Source organism: Panacagrimonas sp. (genome assembly GCF_965216805.1).
In the GTDB taxonomy this organism is placed as follows: Bacteria; Pseudomonadota; Gammaproteobacteria; order Nevskiales; family Nevskiaceae; genus Panacagrimonas.
Genome location: NZ_CBDCGN010000002.1, coordinates 1222696 through 1237023 on the forward strand (window position 1 = coordinate 1222696; position 14328 = coordinate 1237023).

Genomic DNA, 14328 nt, shown 5'->3' on the forward strand with positions numbered 1-14328 from the left:
TCCTCATGGCGATCTCTTCCGCGGGTATCGGCTCCGGCCTGGATGTGGCCAGCCTGGTGGCGCAGCTGGTCAGCGCCGAACGCGCGCCGCAGGAAAGCCGGCTGCAGGCCACTCAAAGCAGGATCAATGTCACCCTGTCGGCGCTGGGCACCTTCAAGGCGGGGCTCACCCAATTCCAGTCTGCGGTCGATGCCCTCAAGGGCGCCGACAGTGCGATCGGTCGGCTGAGCACCACGCTGTCCGACGAAAGCGTGTTGACCGCCACTGCCGGCAGCGGCGCGGCCGCAGGGCGTTACGAAGTCGAGGTGCTGAGCCAGGCCAGGTCGCACAAGATGGCGAGCGAAGCGTTTGCCAGCGGCTCCGAAAGCGTGGTCGGAAACGGCACGGTCAGCATCCAGGTGGGCGCAGACAGCTTCGAGGTGGAGCTGGTCGATGGCGCCAATACGCTGGCGGCGTTGCGCGATCGCATCAATGCGGCTGGCGACAATCCCGGCGTGACTGCGGCGCTGCTGACCGAAGATGCCGGCACGCGGCTGGTACTGACCGCCAGCGCCACCGGCACGCACAAGGCCATGGTCGTCGGGTCTGCGGCCAGCAGCGATGGCAGCGATCTGTTCGGCGTCGTCACCGTGCAGGCTGCCACCGACGCACAGATTCGCATCGACGGGTTCACCTACACCAGTGGCTCCAACACCGTCGCCGGAGCGCTCGAGGGGGTGAGCCTGAACCTGCTCAAGGCCGAGCCGGGTACCACGGTGACACTGGATGTGCAGGCCGATCGGACCGTTGCCAGCGACGCGATCCAGCAACTGGTACGCACGTATAACGCGGTGGTTGCGGTAGTCAAGAAGCAGGCCGGCTATGACGCCGCGACCCAGACCGGCGGCCCCTTGATGGGCGACATCGCCGTACGTTCGAGCCTGCAGCAGCTACGCAGCATCATAGGCGGCACCGTGGGCACTGGTGACTTCGCGACCTTGGCACAGCTCGGCATCACCACCGCGACCGACGGCACGCTGACGGTGGACAGCACCCGGTTATCGAATGCACTGATCAGCAACGGCGAGGCGGTAGGCGAGTTGTTCTCTGGCCCCACCGGACTGGCCGCACGCCTGTCGGGCGTACTTGATGGGTATCTGGGCACCGACGGGCGCCTGGAAGCGCAAACCGAGCGTCTGCAAGCGCGTCTGGACGGCATCGACGATCAGACCGAGGCCCTGGACCGGCGCATGGCCGCAGTCGAGGCGCGTTACCGGCGCCAGTTCACTGCGCTGGACGCACTGGTCGGGCAGATGCAGACCACCAGCAGTTATCTCACTCAGCAGTTGGCGAACCTGCCGGGCGCGTCGTCGGGCAATTGAAGCGGCCCTGCGTGTCCAGGGAAACGCAGGGATGGGTCGCTGGGGGGTCGGCAATCAACCGACCGCGGCGCTGCGCGGCCATCGCAGGCTGACGTCCAGCCCGCCGCCTTCGCGCAGCTGCGCTTCGGCGCGGCCGCGATGCGCACGCAGGATACGCGCGACAATTGCGAGTCCCAGGCCATGGCCGGATTCGGTGCCGCTGTCGCGGCTGCGAAAGAAAGGCTCGAACAACCGCGGCAAGTCCTCGACCGGGACACCGCGTCCACGATCCAGCACCTGCAGGAACGCCTCGCCGCTGTCGCCGCCGATGACGATCTCCACTTCGCTGCCGGCGGGCGCGTGGCGTACGGCATTGCGGATCAGGTTTTCCAGCGCGCGCATCAGGGCGTCGCGTTCGCCCTGGGCACTGAGCGCCGGGCCGCGGATCGCCAGGCTCACGCCGCGGTGCTCGGCTTGCGGGCGCTCGGCCTCGACCACGTCCTGTGCCAGCTCCAGCAAGTCGACGGCCTCCAGTTCGCGCCGGTTGGCCGGCTGCTCCAGCCGCGCCAGGGTCAGCAGCTGGCCGACCAGCGCGTCGATGCGGCCGATCTCGCGATCGGCACGTTCGAAGGAGTTGCCGTCGGCATCCTCGCGAGCGAGCTCCAGGGCAAAGCGCAGCCGCGACAGCGGCGCACGCATCTCGTGCGATACGTCGTGCAGGAGCTGGTCGCGACTGTCCACCAGGCTTTCGATCTGTGCCGCCATGCGGTCGAAGTCGCGCGCCAGGCGACCGTACTCGTCGTTGCGCGTAGCCAGCTCGCCGCCGACGCGGCTGCCGAGCTGGCCGGCGGCGACGCGGCGCACCACCGACTGGATTTTTTCCAGCGGCGCCGCCAGATGGCGTGCCACGACCCAGCCCACCGCGGCGATGGCCAGCACCGACAGCAGGATCTGCAGACCTGGCAGCACCGCGCGCTGCCAGGGCCGCGGTTGCGGCGGGCTCTGCAGCAGGATCAGGTGGGTATCCGCATGCGGCGATTCCAGACGCTGCGAGACCATCCACAAGCCGCGCGGAAGGCGTAGCTCGGCACGATCGGCGAGCAAGTCTTCCAGATGGCGTTCGATCACGCGCGGCGGTGCACTGCCGTCCAGTTGCCGACCTTCGCGGATCAGCACCCAGCGACGTCCGTCGCTGCGGCGGTCGTCCGGCAGCGCCAGATCGGCGGCCAGCGCGTGCTGTACCTCCGCCGCCAGCGGCGCGATATCCGGCGCGCGGTCGGCGCGGCGCTCGAAGATGGCGTAGGCAATCAGGATGCTCGCACCCAGCGTGACGATATTGACCGCACAGAACCACAGGAACAGGCGCTGGTAGATGCTCACGGCAGTTCAGGAGATGGGTAGCCCGGTTCCGCGCCAGCGGAGCCGGGACGCAGCCCGGTGCCGGCCCCGGCTCGCCTGCGGCGAACCGGGCTACCGTGTCGGACAGGTTGGGGAAGCCGGAACATCAGGCGCCCTCGATGAGCTGGTAACCGGCGCCGCGAATGCCTTCGATGCGCAGGTCCACACCGGCGGCGCCGAGCTTCTGGCGCAGCCGGCTGACGTGCACATCGATGGCGCGGTCGTAGCGCTCCAGCGGGCGATGCAGCGCGATCTGGGTGAGCTGATCGCGGCTTACGGTCTGTCCTGTACAGCGCATCAGCTCCAGCATCACCGAGAACTCTGCGCCGGTGAGCGCCAAGGGTTCTTCGCCGTGATAGGCGCGACGTTCCGCCGGGCGCAGGCTCAGCGCTCCGAGGCGGCGCTCGGTCTGCGCCTCGGGGCCGACTTCCGCGCGGGCACGACGCAGCAGCGCCTGGATGCGCGCCAGCAATTCGCGTGGCAGGCAGGGCTTGGCCAGGTAATCATCGGCACCCAGCTCCAGGCCCATGACGCGGTCCACCGGCTCGCCGCGGCCGGACAGCATGACGATGGGCAGCGCCTCGAACTCGCGGATCTGGCGCAGCGCCGACAGGCCGTCCATGCCCGGCAACATGACGTCCAGTACCAGCGCGTCGGGTTTGCGCTGGCCGCTCTGCAGGCGCGCGATGGCGTCCTCGGCCGTATGCACGGATTCAATTTCCAGTCCGTGACGGCCCAGGTAATCGGCCAGCAGCGAACAAAGCTCGCGGTCGTCGTCGGCGATCAGGATGTGGGGCATGCCGGCAGTATTCCTCTTGGGGTCGGACCCGGTGCGGGTGTTAACCCAACTTTACCGGCGCGCAAGGGAGCTTTACGGCAAAAGGCCGTTCAATGATCACGCCGATATTGGCGTCCCCCCTCAAGGAAACGACGAACATGAACAAGCTGAACACTGCGAACCCGTTCCAGCGCACCCTCAAGCCCATCCTGCTCGCCGCAGGCCTGACCCTGGCGGGCTTCGGCGTCGCCGTTGCCGGCGACCACGGTCACCGTGATCCGGTGGCCAAGATGGCCGAACGCCTGGCGTTGGACGACAGCCAGAAGTCCAGCGTGCAGACCATCTTCGAGAGCAATCGTCCGGCGATGAAGGCGCTGCACGAGCGCAGCCGCGAGCATCGCAAGGCGATGAAGGCACTGGACCCCAAGAGCGCCGACTACAGCACCCAGGCGCAGGCTCTGGCAGATGAAGCCGGCACCCTGGCGCGCGATCGCGTGCTGCAGCGCACGCAGATGCAATCGGAGCTTTCCGCGGTGCTTACGCCCGAGCAGATGAGCAAGATGAAGGAGCATCGCGGCCACAAGCGTCACGGTGGCTGGAAGGGCAAGGGCGGCAAGGACAAGGCGGCCGCCGAGTCCTGATCAATACGATCACGCGGCTCAGATCAGTAGCAACCGGCCCAGGGCATCCGCCGTGGGCTTTTTTGGCGCTTCAGCCGTGCCTACAACGGTTGCAGGCGCCCGCCGCGGATCATTGGAAGGCCCCACCACTCAACTCACCGCCGACGCGCCCAGTACGCCATGAAAAGCTTGATCGGAGCGACGGCTCCGCCAAAGGCAATCTCATCCAGTCCCGGACAATCCTTCTCTGAGAAATTTCTGTGGATTCCGGCATCAGCCACGCAACGATGCTCGTCGTGTGAGTCGTCACGAACAGTATCCGTGGGGATGCCCTGCCGAGTGGGATCGCACATGCCTGCGCGAGGGTCGACAAGCCAAAGCTACTGGATCGCGCGACCGCTGTATGCGACCAGCGCGGCTCTGGTTCGACACCCCACCCCGAGCTTCCGGTAGAGATTCTTCAGATGGAACTTCACCGTGTTTGTCGACACAAACAGCGCGCGCGCGATCTGCTTGTTGGAGTCTCCAGCACCGACCCGCGCCAGCACCTGCAGCTCCCGATCAGTCAATCGTCCGGATGCCTGGGTTGGCCAACCAGAGCAGGAAAGACCGGCGCCTGGAGTCAGCGCGCCGGTAAGTTCTGCCGAAGCAGAGGAGGGACGTACAGGAGGATCGAAAGTCATGCGCCGCGGTTGTCCTACTGACCCAGACGAGCGACTGCCGTCGTGGTCATGTACTTGTCGTAGGCCGTGCCATCGTCGATGAACAGGGATTTGTAGCCATCCAGTTCCCGGTAGTGACGGATGAGTGTCATGCGGTTGGTCTGGATATCGTGGAACTGCGCGCAGTGCCAGGACCAGTCGGGCTTGCCTTCCGCGTCCAGGATGACCTCCTTGTCGTTCTTCATCTGTCCGGTGCCGAACTCGATCTGCTTGTAGAGCTCGCCGCGGCGGTCGTAGGTCACCTGTGTGGTCATGGTGCCGTTGCGGGCATCCGACCAGGTGCGTCGCCGGCTCACGGGCGCGCGCGGATAGCCGGTGGGTTCGGAATCCCAAACGATGCACTCCGGAATCAGTTCGAACGTCTTGTCGAAGAACGTTGTGCCCTTGGGTCCACCGTGGAAGGGCACTGCCCAATCCTTGTCGTACCCGGCCCACCAGTTGCCGCCCTGGGGCCCCAGCATGGGCTTGCGTTCGATGATCTTGAAATTGCCCCAGGTCAGCAGAGGATCTCCGGCGCCCCAGGCGTCGGTCAGGTACAAGGTCATGCCGGGTACCAGCGGCTCGAAGCGCTGGTTGGTCGGGAACTGGCGGACGCGCTTGAACGCCGGAAAGTACCCATACAGGTCGGGAAACTTGCGCTGGTCGTAATACCAGACGCTGAGGAAGGAGCTGCCCTTGACATCATTGGACCCTGTGAACAGCGCAGTATTCAGGCGCAGAAGGTCCTTCAAACCTTTGAAGACCTGACCATCATTGCGGCCGGTGGTCTGCAGCTCGAACCAGATCAGGTTCTGCTTGTACGCGATATGCCCGTCGGGATTCACCGACCAGCAGGGTATGGGGTACTGCGAATAGTCGTGGCGTCCCCAGTTGTTGCTGATGTTGGAGCAGGCTTCCTGGGCAGTCTGCGCATCCGGAAACGGCAGGCCGCCATCCCACAACTGACCTTCCTTGCCATCCATCCAGAGGTTGCCGGTGGCATCGAACTTCGCGCGTCCTTGGTTCTTGAGCGTGAGCTCCAGATACCGGTGATTGAACATGGTGGTGGCATCTTGCGGGGCCTCGCGAATCTTGATCTTGCGGCCCATCTCCTTGACCTGCTTGAAGCAGATCGGATCGAGCAGATCCTTCACCACCTCGACGTTGTCGACCGAGATGATATCGCCCGGCTTGATTTTGCCTTTGGTGTACATCTCGATCGACAGCAACTCGTCCGGATAGGCCTTGGTGACCTCGCCCGAGTTCGCGATCGTCGGCCACAGCGGTGCCAGCACGCCGCCGGCCGCGCCCTTGGCAACTTTGTCCATGAACACGCGGCGGCTGTAATCGAAATCGTATTTCCTGATCCTCATGACGTTCTCTCCGTTTGCGTAGCGTTACGGCCACCAGTGGTACTGCGAGCTTTTCCCCGGAATTTGGATTCAGGCGAATCCTAGGAGTGGCGATGTTTGTGGGCGCCGGCGTCGCCAGGCGAAGGAGACTCCGCCTCCAGGGCCGCTGCCACTTCGGCCGACATGTCCTGGTACACCGCGTTGCTACTCGCCGATTCCGGCGTCGTCGGAAAGTGGAAACCGCATTCCGCACAGGGCTTTGCCAGTTCGTGCTGTTCGCGGTACAGGTCGTACGGACCGTCGCTCAGATGTCCGCAGCACGGGCACACCCGCAGCAGGCGTGTGCGCACGAGCTGGAAGTTGGTAATGACGTCTTCCATGATTGCGCCGTTGGCAGCCCACTTCTTGGCGTACTTGTGATACACGTCTTTGTGCCAGCTATTCAGTGCTTCCATGCTGGTCCACATGCTGACTTCGTTGTACCAAGTCGGATCGTCGGCATGATCCCACCAGGTTAGGTGTAGAAAGCCCGGATGCTTCTTCAGGTGATGCCGCACGTTGGCGAACACCAGTTTGAATTTTTCGTAGCCGTCCGGACTCGAAAAGCGCACCCGCTGCATGCTGAGATAGATCGCCATCGCCTGATTCCTACGTGAGGCTCCTGACGATCAGGAGCGTGAACGTAGGTTGGCGCGCTCAATGAGAAAGCGGGAGTTCCAAAGAGGCCCGTATGAAGAGGGCCAAGCTAGCGTTCGGGCTATTCCGCCAGCACGCCTGCGAGTCGCTGAATGCCCTCGCGGATCATGCTTTCCTCCATCGAGGCGTAGCCGAGGAGGAGTCCCGCACCGCGCGGCGCATGAATGAAATAGGGTGTGATCGGGTAGATGCCGACGCCCGCTCGTGCCGCTTGTTCAACCAGCTGGGGAACATCGTTGGCTGTGCGGTCGTTCAGCCACATCATCACGTGGATGCCGGCATTGGCGCCCTCCACCATGACGCGCGCGCCCAGGTGCTGATGGATGGCGTCGAGCAGGGCGGTCCTGCGGTGAGAGCAAAGGCGCCTGGCGCGCAGGAGGTGGCGATTGAAATGCCCCTGCGCCATGAAATCGCTCAAGGCCGTCTGCAGCAATGCTGGAGTCTGTCGATCGCAGACGTGCTTTGCTGCGATGAGACTCTTGCGCAGCCGCCGCGGACTGACCAGGTACCCGAGGCGTAATGAAGGAAACAGGACCTTTGACATCGTGCCGACATAGATCACTTGATCGTCGGTATCACCGCCCTTGATGGCTTCGATAGGACGTATGTCATAGCGCAGCTCGCCGTCATAGTCGTCCTCCACGATGAAGCAATTGTGGACACGCGCCCAATCCATAAGCTGCTGCCGTCGATCTGCCGACAACACCGCGCCTGTTGGGAACTGGTGCGAAGGGGTTACGTAAACCGCCCGGCATCGGGAGGATCGCGCGGGAAGTTTCGCAACCTGTAAACCGTTGCGGTCGACGGGGACCGCGACGATGCGCGCGCCGACGCTCGAAAAAGCCTGGCGGGCACCCTCGTAACTCGGCTCTTCCAGTACTACGCGATCACCGGGATCGATGAGAATTCTTGCGATCAGATCCAGAGCCTGCTGCGATCCGTTGGTGATGATGATCTGATCTGGATGACAAGCGATGCCGCGCGCTCTGCGAAGATACTCGGCAAGTTCGGAGCGCAGCGGCAGGTAGCCCGCAGACTCGCCGTATCCCAGCACCGAAACCGACGCGATCATCGCGCGTTTGGACACGATTCTCGTCCAAGCTTGGAAGGGAAAATCGCCGACAACCGGTAGCCCGTAGCGAAAGTCGAATTGAAGCTCGGGTCGCTCGAGTATCGGAGAAGCGTCCAGGTGTTCGAGGCGTCGGCCGAACTTCGACAGCGTTGGCTCGTCTGCCGCCGGCAAAGGCAATGACCCGGAGTTGTCTGTCCGCGTTCGGGGGGAGCGATCGAGGTCGCTGACGAACGAACCCCCGCCAAAGTGCGTGGCGATAAGTCCCTCATTGGCCAACTCGCCGTAAGCGGTGATGACCGTATTCCTGGAGATCCCGAGGTCCTTTGCCAGGGTTCTCGTCGGCGGCAGTCGTGCGCCGACATTGGCCTGTTTGATTTCAGCGCGCAATGCGCGAACAAGCTGGTCGACCAGCGTGCCCGCGCCGTCCAGCGAGAGCAGCAGTTCGGAGTACCTGGACTTGGTTCGACGCGGCAAGCTGGCCATCTGACGGTCTATCTCTCCGCTCGGTTGACCATGATGACGGCAAGCCTGCGCTCGGGTGGCGCGTGCTAAGGACAGCGCGCCGATCCGGCAGACTTGGCTTTGTCACCCCGACTGTAACGGTGCCACACCCTAGGTGCCCCCGGAGTAAAGTCCCTGCGCTGCGTCCGTAGAACGATCATTCGCAAAAACGCATGGCGCAGGAACTTCGGCGCGAACGCGTTACCCGACTGGCAGCTGATCCCTGGTGATGACCCAGAGCTTCTTCGAGAACGGGCCGCGCGAGGTCCAGGTGATGTGCATGCCCGACGACAGCCCGATCACGTCGCCGGCGCGGAAGTGGTGCTGCTTGCCGGTCAGGGTTTCGACCACATCCACCTCGCCCTCCAGCAGCAGGATGGTCTCGTCGCCCAGCACGCCGGTGTAGGGCGTGATCAGCGCGCCCTTGCCATCGACGTTGGTCCCGGGGATGCCTTTTCCGGACCTCCAGATGCCGCTCATCATGGTGCCGGTCGATCCGCTGGGGCGGATGAAGAACAGCTCGCCGGCCACCTGCGGCCCTTCCTTGGGCTCGACGAAGTGATACGCCTCCCAATCCGCCGGGTTGTCGTTCATGTTGGTGACCAGCAGCTCGCCCGGCGGCGCAGCAGTGGCTTGGGTGCCATTGAAGATGCACCAGTACTTCTTGAAGTAGGGGCCGTTGATCTCCCAGGTCACTTCCAGATTCTTCGGGCTGCTGACGATGGAGCCGGGTGCGATGTGGAATTTCTGGCCGGTGGAGTTCACCGTCAGCGTGGCCGAACCCTCGATCACGCAGGCGGTCTCGTCGCCCAGCGGCGCGGAGTAGACCACCGTGTGCGAGCCGTCCTTGGCGCCGCCAGGCGAGGTCGGGCCGGTGCGCCAGAACCCGGCCATCAGCGTGCCCGAGGTGCCGTGGGTGCGGATCACGGCGATTTCGCCCTGCACCTGCTTGCCCAGACGCGGCTCTTCCCATTCAAACGGCACCCACTGATCCGGAGCCGGATTCTGAGTGCCGCCGTGGACCTTGTGGTTGAAGGGAGTTGCGACTTTCAGTTCTTCGTTTGTGCCCATTTCGCTGCTCCGTGAGGTAATTGGATTACTGCAACTCCAAGGATCGTCCCCGGACGGCCGAAACAGAAGAGCCAAAGAAGGCGAGCGCCGAAGAGCCAAGCGCCGGACATCCCAGGCTGCCGGCCCCCATGCCTAAGTTGGTCGGCCTCGCCGAAGCGGGCTAATCCGGGAACCACTTCATGCCGCTGATCGCCGTCGTGCGGCTGATGCTCAAGTCCGCTCATCCCCGGTCGATATCCTGTTCGTCAGCCAAGAGGACACCCCCATGGGCGCCATGCACCGCCTGCAGGCCATTCGCCAGTACCGAGATTCCAGCGTGGACGCGGCCATGGCGGCCGCCACCCCGCAGCAGTTGGTGATCATGCTGCTGGAAGGCGCACTGGACCGCATCGCCCGGGCCCGCTGTGCAGCGCTCGGTAACGAGCGAGCGGCGCGTCTCGCGCACATCGGCGCTGCCATCTCCGTCCTGGAATACCTCAAGCTGTGTCTGGATCCCGCTGGTGGGGCGCTGAGCGCGCGCCTGGCGCTGCTTTACGACTTTTGTCTGCGCCATCTGGTGCAGGCCAATACCGCCAGGGACGTGGTCGGCGCGCTGGAAGAGGTGGCCGCGGTGCTGCGACCGATCAAGCAGGCATGGGACGAGTTGCCCGCGCGCTGAGCGCCGGTGCCGGAGACAGCAGATGGACGCACCCACCGAGTCGCCCTTCGACAGTCAACCACACTTTTCGGATCGACTGCGCGTGGCTTTCGAGCCGCTGCCCGACGCCCCGGATGCCTCCAGCCAGATGCTGCTGCAAGCCGAAGCGCGCCTTTTGTTGACGCGTCTGCTGGCGCTGGACGAGTCGACTGCGGCGCGTACCGAGGAGGACAAGGAGCCCAATCTGGACCTGCAGCGCCTGGAGCGCAAACTCGATCTGGTTCTGGAACTGCTGTCCCTGCGTCTGCTCGACGACGGCTCGGCGCCGCCGGAACGCGCGGTGCGACTGAGCGCCAGCGCCGCCTGCTGGCAGGCCGACGACGATCGAATCCGCGACGGCGAATTCGGCGTGTTGAGCGTTTACCTGCACCGCCTGATGCCGCGACCGCTGAGGTTGCCGGTGCAAGTGATGTCGGTGCAAGTGATGTCGTTGCAATCGCAGCGGGTGCAGGTGCGCTTCCTGCCGCTGGACGAGGAAAGCGAAGAACTGCTGCTGCGCTACGTGTTCCTGCAGCACCGGCGCGATCTTGCCGGGCACAAGCGCACGCAACATCGGCGCGCTTGATCGTTCAGCCGCCGACGCTCCGTTGCTGCATGCCCTGCGCGTCGACGCACAGATAGTCCTGAGTATCGCTGCGCCAGTCGGGCAGCACGATGCGCTGCGCCGGACCGGTCGGCAGGTCGACCTCGTAAGTGCCGGGCCGATGCGTGTGGCCGTGGATCATCCGGCGCACCCCGGCTCGCGTCAGGGCGCTGCGGATGGCCCCGGTGTTGACGTCCATGATCGATTCCGGCTTGTTGCGCTTGGCGGCGTCGCTGTCGCCGCGGATATTGCCGGCGATTTTTTCGCGGCGTGCACGCGGCAGGCGCAGGAACAGCCACTGGGCCCAGCGCATGCGCGAGAAGCGGCGCCAGCGCTGGTAGCCGCGATCGTCAACGCAATAGCGATCCCCGTGCGAGATCAGTACCGGTTCGCTCTGCAGTTCGATCAGGGTTGGATCGGGTAGGGGCGCCACGCCGGTCAGCGCAAAGAAGTCCGAGCCAACCATAAAATCGCGGTTGCCGTGCTGGTAGTAGAGGTGGACGCCGGATGCCGCGAGCGCGGCCAACGCCGCTACTTCGGGAGCGAACTGCTGCAGGCCGACGTCGTCGCCAATCCAGCTCTCGAAAAGATCGCCCAGAATGTAGATGACGTTGGCTTCCCGCGCCGGACCCTGCAGGAATCTCAGGAAGCTCGACCTTAGCGGCGAAGGCGTGGCCGGCAGATGCAGATCCGACAGGAACAGCGTGGTCTGCATCGCGTTGGCGCAGGCCTAACGTTGCAGCACCTTGCCCAGCGCCTCCAGGCACAGCTCCACGTGCCGGGTCGAGCAGCTCTGACCCATCAGGCCGATGCGCCAGATCTTGCCGGCGAACTCGCCCAGGCCGGCCCCGATCTCCAGGTCGTACTCGCCGAGCAGGCGACCGCGCAATACGTCCTCCTGCAGGCCCTCGGGCAGGCGTACGGCGTTGAGCTGCGGCAGGCGCTCGTCGGCGGGCACCAGATAGCTCAGGCCCAGCGCTTCGAGTCCGCGCGCCAGGGCCAGATGATGCTGGCGATGCCGCGCCCAGGAATGTTCCAGGCCTTCTTCGTGCAGCAGCACCAGCGATTCATGCAGGCCATACAGCGCATTGATCGGCGCGGTGTGGTGATAGGCGCGCTTGGCGCCGCCGCCCCAGTATGCGGTCACCAGGCTGAAATCCATGAACCAGCTGCGCACCGGCACCTTGCGGCTACGCAGCTTCTCCACCGCGCGTGGGCTGAAGCTCACCGGCGACAGGCCAGGCGGGCAGGACAGGCATTTCTGCGTGCCGCTGTAGATGGCGTCGATGCCCCAGGCATCCATCTCCAGCGGTGAGCCGCCGAGCGAGGTCACCGCATCGACCAGCGACAGCACGCCATAGCGCTGCGCCAGTGCGGCCAGAGTCTTGGCGTCCGACAACGCACCCGTGGACGTTTCGGCTTGCACGAAAGCCAGCACTTTGGCTTCCGGATTGGCCTTGAGCGCGTCCTCGACCTTGTTCGGATCGACCGCGCGACCCCAGGGATCGGAGACGGTGACCACCTTGGCCCCGAGGCGTTCAGACATGGCGCGCATGCGACCGCCGAACACGCCGTTTTCGCACACGATGATGGTGTCGTCCGGCTCCAGCAGGTTGGCGAAGCAGGCCTCCATGCCGGTGGAACCGGGGCCGGAAACCGGCATGGTCAGCTCGTTGGACGTGCGAAAGGTCTGCTGCAGCAGGCGCTTGATATCGTCCATCAGGCCGATGAAGGCCGGGTCCAGATGACCGATGGTGGCTTGCGCCATCGCCGCCAGCACGCGCGGGTGCACGTCGGACGGACCAGGTCCCATCAGCACCCGGCGTGGCGGCACGAAAGCGGGCAGAACAGGCGTGGGTGCATTCATGACGTGAATCCCGGTTGCTTACTGCGCGTCCAGCACGCTGGCCTTGTTGATCACCACGGTCTTGACCGGCACGTCGCGGCCGAACGGCGGCGCATTGCCGGTGGGCGTGTTGGCGATCTGCTCCACCACGTCCATGCCCTCGACCACCTTGCCGAACACCGCATAGCCCCAGCCGTCCTGGCCCGGGTAGTCGAGAAAGTCGTTGTCGCCGTGATTGATGAAGAACTGGCTGCTCGCCGAATGCGGCGCACTGGTGCGCGCCATGGCGACGCTGCCGCGCTCGTTCTTGAGGCCGTTGGCAGCTTCGTTCTTGATCGCCGCGCGGGTGTCGCGCTCCTTCATCGACGCATCGTAGCCGCCACCCTGGATCATGAAGCCCTTGATCACGCGGTGAAACACCAGGCCGTCGTAATGGCCGTCCCGCACGTACTGGGTGAAGTTGGCCACCGTATCGGGAGCCTTGGCAGCATCCAGTTGCAGGACCACATCGCCCATGCTGGTTTCTAGTTTGACGCGGGGGCTGGATTCAGCGTTTGCAGACGACATGACCACTCCAAGGCTAAGGGACAGGAACAGCATCAAGTGACGCATGGAACAAATTCTCCTCAAAACAGTTTTTGACGGCTTACGCCGCTTCTGACAGATCATCATCGCGTTCGACTTCGGCCAGCGCCTGGCGCAGCACGTCCAGCCCGGCGCCGGCGCGGTGGCCTTTTTCCGACAGCACGCGACGAAACCCCCGGCCACCGGGCTGGCCACGATACAGGCCGAGGATGTGACGAACGATACGTGCCAGCGGCGTGCCGGCGCGTAGTTCTGCTTCCACAAACGGCAGGTAGGCGAGCAGATAATCGGTGCGTTCCAACTCGGGCTCTGCGATGCCGTCGAACAGGGCCGCCTGCAGCTCGGCCAGGACGTAGGGGTTTTCGTAGGCCTCGCGGCCGATCATCACGCCATCCACCTGGCGAAGGTGTTTCTGGCAATCGGCGACGGTCTTGATGCCACCGTTGATGACGACGGTGAGCTGCGGATAATCCTGTTTGAGCCGGTACACCATCGGGTAGTCCAGCGGCGGAATCTCGCGGTTCTCCTTGGGCGACAGACCCGACAACCAGGCCTTGCGCGCGTGCACGACGAACACCTCGCAGCCGGCTGCGGCCACGGTGTCGACGAAACCGCGCAGGAAATCGTAACCCTCCAGGTCGTCAACCCCGAGGCGGTGCTTGACCGTCACCGGCCGCGACATGGCGCTGCGCATCGCACGCACCGCGCGCGCAACCAGTGGTGCGTCCTTCATCAACACGGCGCCGAAGCAGCCGGTCTGCACGCGATCGGAAGGACACCCGCAGTTGAGGTTGATCTCGTCGTAGCCGTACTGCTCGCCCAGCTCCGCGCAGCGCGCCAGCGCCTCGGGGTCGGAGCCACCGAGCTGCAAGGCCACGGGGTGCTCGGCGCCGTCGAAACGCAGATGCCGGTGTACATCGCCATGCAGCAGGGCGCCCGTGGTGACCATCTCCGTAAACAGCCGCGCATTGCGCGAAAACTGGCGGTGGAACGGGCGGCAGAAACGATCCGTCCACTCCATCATCGGAGCGACGGACAGGCGCCAGGGCTGGTCGGGCTGAGCAGACATCACAAGCTGCGGAAGGACG

General features: G+C 64.5%; 15 protein-coding genes. 4 read left to right on the plus strand and 11 right to left on the minus strand.

Annotated elements, in window-relative coordinates:
- Nucleotides 1–5 precede the first annotated feature (5 nt).
- On the plus strand, nucleotides 6–1361 hold the full coding sequence (gene fliD / locus ACOOHP_RS05760) for a flagellar filament capping protein FliD (protein ID WP_420465502.1): 1356 nt from the start codon (nucleotides 6–8) through the stop codon (nucleotides 1359–1361).
- Nucleotides 1362–1415: 54 nt separating this feature from the next.
- Here the strand turns inward: fliD and ACOOHP_RS05765 are convergent, their stop codons facing one another.
- The gene (locus ACOOHP_RS05765) at nucleotides 1416–2720 is read right to left on the minus strand and encodes a sensor histidine kinase (protein WP_420465503.1); all 1305 of its coding nucleotides are present in this window, start codon (nucleotides 2718–2720) and stop codon (nucleotides 1416–1418) included.
- Between the two features lie 124 nt (nucleotides 2721–2844).
- Nucleotides 2845–3537: a response regulator transcription factor gene (locus ACOOHP_RS05770; protein ID WP_420465504.1), complete on the minus strand. Its 693-nt coding sequence runs from the start codon at nucleotides 3535–3537 to the stop codon at nucleotides 2845–2847.
- A gap of 137 nt (nucleotides 3538–3674) precedes the next feature.
- Here ACOOHP_RS05770 and ACOOHP_RS05775 point away from each other — a divergent pair, with 137 nt between their 5' ends.
- Entirely contained in the window at nucleotides 3675–4157 is a 483-nt protein-coding gene (locus ACOOHP_RS05775; RefSeq protein ID WP_420465505.1) for a Spy/CpxP family protein refolding chaperone, read from the plus strand.
- Nucleotides 4158–4516: 359 nt separating this feature from the next.
- Here the strand turns inward: ACOOHP_RS05775 and ACOOHP_RS05780 are convergent, their stop codons facing one another.
- The 5 genes from ACOOHP_RS05780 to ACOOHP_RS05800 all read right to left on the minus strand — a co-directional run bounded on the left by ACOOHP_RS05780 (nucleotide 4517) and on the right by ACOOHP_RS05800 (nucleotide 9529).
- On the minus strand, nucleotides 4517–4819 hold the full coding sequence (locus ACOOHP_RS05780) for a response regulator transcription factor (protein ID WP_420465506.1): 303 nt from the start codon (nucleotides 4817–4819) through the stop codon (nucleotides 4517–4519).
- Between the two features lie 14 nt (nucleotides 4820–4833).
- Nucleotides 4834–6210 carry a DUF1329 domain-containing protein gene (locus tag ACOOHP_RS05785; RefSeq protein ID WP_420465507.1) on the minus strand — a complete coding sequence of 459 codons (1377 nt, stop codon included), beginning with the start codon at nucleotides 6208–6210 and terminating at the stop codon, nucleotides 4834–4836.
- 80 nt (nucleotides 6211–6290) lie between these two features.
- Nucleotides 6291–6827 carry an antibiotic biosynthesis monooxygenase family protein gene (locus ACOOHP_RS05790; protein WP_420465508.1) on the minus strand — a complete coding sequence of 179 codons (537 nt, stop codon included), beginning with the start codon at nucleotides 6825–6827 and terminating at the stop codon, nucleotides 6291–6293.
- A gap of 119 nt (nucleotides 6828–6946) precedes the next feature.
- Entirely contained in the window at nucleotides 6947–8440 is a 1494-nt protein-coding gene (locus tag ACOOHP_RS05795) for a PLP-dependent aminotransferase family protein (protein WP_420465509.1), read from the minus strand.
- 219 nt (nucleotides 8441–8659) lie between these two features.
- The gene (locus ACOOHP_RS05800; RefSeq protein ID WP_420465510.1) at nucleotides 8660–9529 is read right to left on the minus strand and encodes a cupin domain-containing protein; all 870 of its coding nucleotides are present in this window, start codon (nucleotides 9527–9529) and stop codon (nucleotides 8660–8662) included.
- Nucleotides 9530–9794: 265 nt separating this feature from the next.
- On the opposite strand from ACOOHP_RS05800, the gene fliS reads away from it, so the two are divergent.
- Nucleotides 9795–10187: a flagellar export chaperone FliS gene (gene fliS, locus ACOOHP_RS05805; RefSeq protein ID WP_420465511.1), complete on the plus strand. Its 393-nt coding sequence runs from the start codon at nucleotides 9795–9797 to the stop codon at nucleotides 10185–10187.
- A 22-nt stretch (nucleotides 10188–10209) separates the two neighbouring features.
- Nucleotides 10210–10791 (plus strand): PilZ domain-containing protein, encoded by a 582-nt coding sequence (locus ACOOHP_RS05810; RefSeq protein WP_420465512.1) that lies wholly within the window; start codon nucleotides 10210–10212, stop codon nucleotides 10789–10791.
- A 4-nt stretch (nucleotides 10792–10795) separates the two neighbouring features.
- On the opposite strand, the gene ACOOHP_RS05815 is transcribed toward ACOOHP_RS05810, so the two are convergent.
- The 4 genes from ACOOHP_RS05815 to dusA form a co-directional block, all read right to left on the minus strand.
- On the minus strand, nucleotides 10796–11524 hold the full coding sequence (locus tag ACOOHP_RS05815; RefSeq protein WP_420465513.1) for a UDP-2,3-diacylglucosamine diphosphatase: 729 nt from the start codon (nucleotides 11522–11524) through the stop codon (nucleotides 10796–10798).
- Nucleotides 11525–11539: 15 nt separating this feature from the next.
- On the minus strand, nucleotides 11540–12676 hold the full coding sequence (locus tag ACOOHP_RS05820; protein ID WP_420465514.1) for a pyridoxal-phosphate-dependent aminotransferase family protein: 1137 nt from the start codon (nucleotides 12674–12676) through the stop codon (nucleotides 11540–11542).
- An 18-nt stretch (nucleotides 12677–12694) separates the two neighbouring features.
- Nucleotides 12695–13222, minus strand: coding sequence for a peptidylprolyl isomerase (locus ACOOHP_RS05825; protein WP_420465515.1), 528 nt, complete (start codon nucleotides 13220–13222; stop codon nucleotides 12695–12697).
- A 79-nt stretch (nucleotides 13223–13301) separates the two neighbouring features.
- Nucleotides 13302–14309: a tRNA dihydrouridine(20/20a) synthase DusA gene (gene dusA / locus ACOOHP_RS05830; protein ID WP_420465516.1), complete on the minus strand. Its 1008-nt coding sequence runs from the start codon at nucleotides 14307–14309 to the stop codon at nucleotides 13302–13304.
- Nucleotides 14310–14328: the final 19 nt, after the last annotated feature.

What these genes read in the sequence shown, in the direction of transcription:
- fliD (WP_420465502.1), top strand. Translation starts at nt 6, where the DNA reads ATGGCGATCTCTTCCGCGGGTATCGGCTCCGGCCTGGATGTGGCCAGC.
- ACOOHP_RS05770 (WP_420465504.1), bottom strand. Translation starts at nt 3,537, where the DNA reads ATGCCCCACATCCTGATCGCCGACGACGACCGCGAGCTTTGTTCGCTG.
- ACOOHP_RS05775 (WP_420465505.1), top strand. Translation starts at nt 3,675, where the DNA reads ATGAACAAGCTGAACACTGCGAACCCGTTCCAGCGCACCCTCAAGCCC.
- ACOOHP_RS05780 (WP_420465506.1), bottom strand. Translation starts at nt 4,819, where the DNA reads ATGACTTTCGATCCTCCTGTACGTCCCTCCTCTGCTTCGGCAGAACTT.
- ACOOHP_RS05785 (WP_420465507.1), bottom strand. Translation starts at nt 6,210, where the DNA reads ATGAGGATCAGGAAATACGATTTCGATTACAGCCGCCGCGTGTTCATG.
- ACOOHP_RS05790 (WP_420465508.1), bottom strand. Translation starts at nt 6,827, where the DNA reads ATGGCGATCTATCTCAGCATGCAGCGGGTGCGCTTTTCGAGTCCGGAC.
- ACOOHP_RS05795 (WP_420465509.1), bottom strand. Translation starts at nt 8,440, where the DNA reads ATGGCCAGCTTGCCGCGTCGAACCAAGTCCAGGTACTCCGAACTGCTG.
- ACOOHP_RS05800 (WP_420465510.1), bottom strand. Translation starts at nt 9,529, where the DNA reads ATGGGCACAAACGAAGAACTGAAAGTCGCAACTCCCTTCAACCACAAG.
- fliS (WP_420465511.1), top strand. Translation starts at nt 9,795, where the DNA reads ATGGGCGCCATGCACCGCCTGCAGGCCATTCGCCAGTACCGAGATTCC.
- ACOOHP_RS05810 (WP_420465512.1), top strand. Translation starts at nt 10,210, where the DNA reads ATGGACGCACCCACCGAGTCGCCCTTCGACAGTCAACCACACTTTTCG.
- ACOOHP_RS05815 (WP_420465513.1), bottom strand. Translation starts at nt 11,524, where the DNA reads ATGCAGACCACGCTGTTCCTGTCGGATCTGCATCTGCCGGCCACGCCT.
- ACOOHP_RS05820 (WP_420465514.1), bottom strand. Translation starts at nt 12,676, where the DNA reads ATGAATGCACCCACGCCTGTTCTGCCCGCTTTCGTGCCGCCACGCCGG.
- ACOOHP_RS05825 (WP_420465515.1), bottom strand. Translation starts at nt 13,222, where the DNA reads ATGTCGTCTGCAAACGCTGAATCCAGCCCCCGCGTCAAACTAGAAACC.
- dusA (WP_420465516.1), bottom strand. Translation starts at nt 14,309, where the DNA reads ATGTCTGCTCAGCCCGACCAGCCCTGGCGCCTGTCCGTCGCTCCGATG.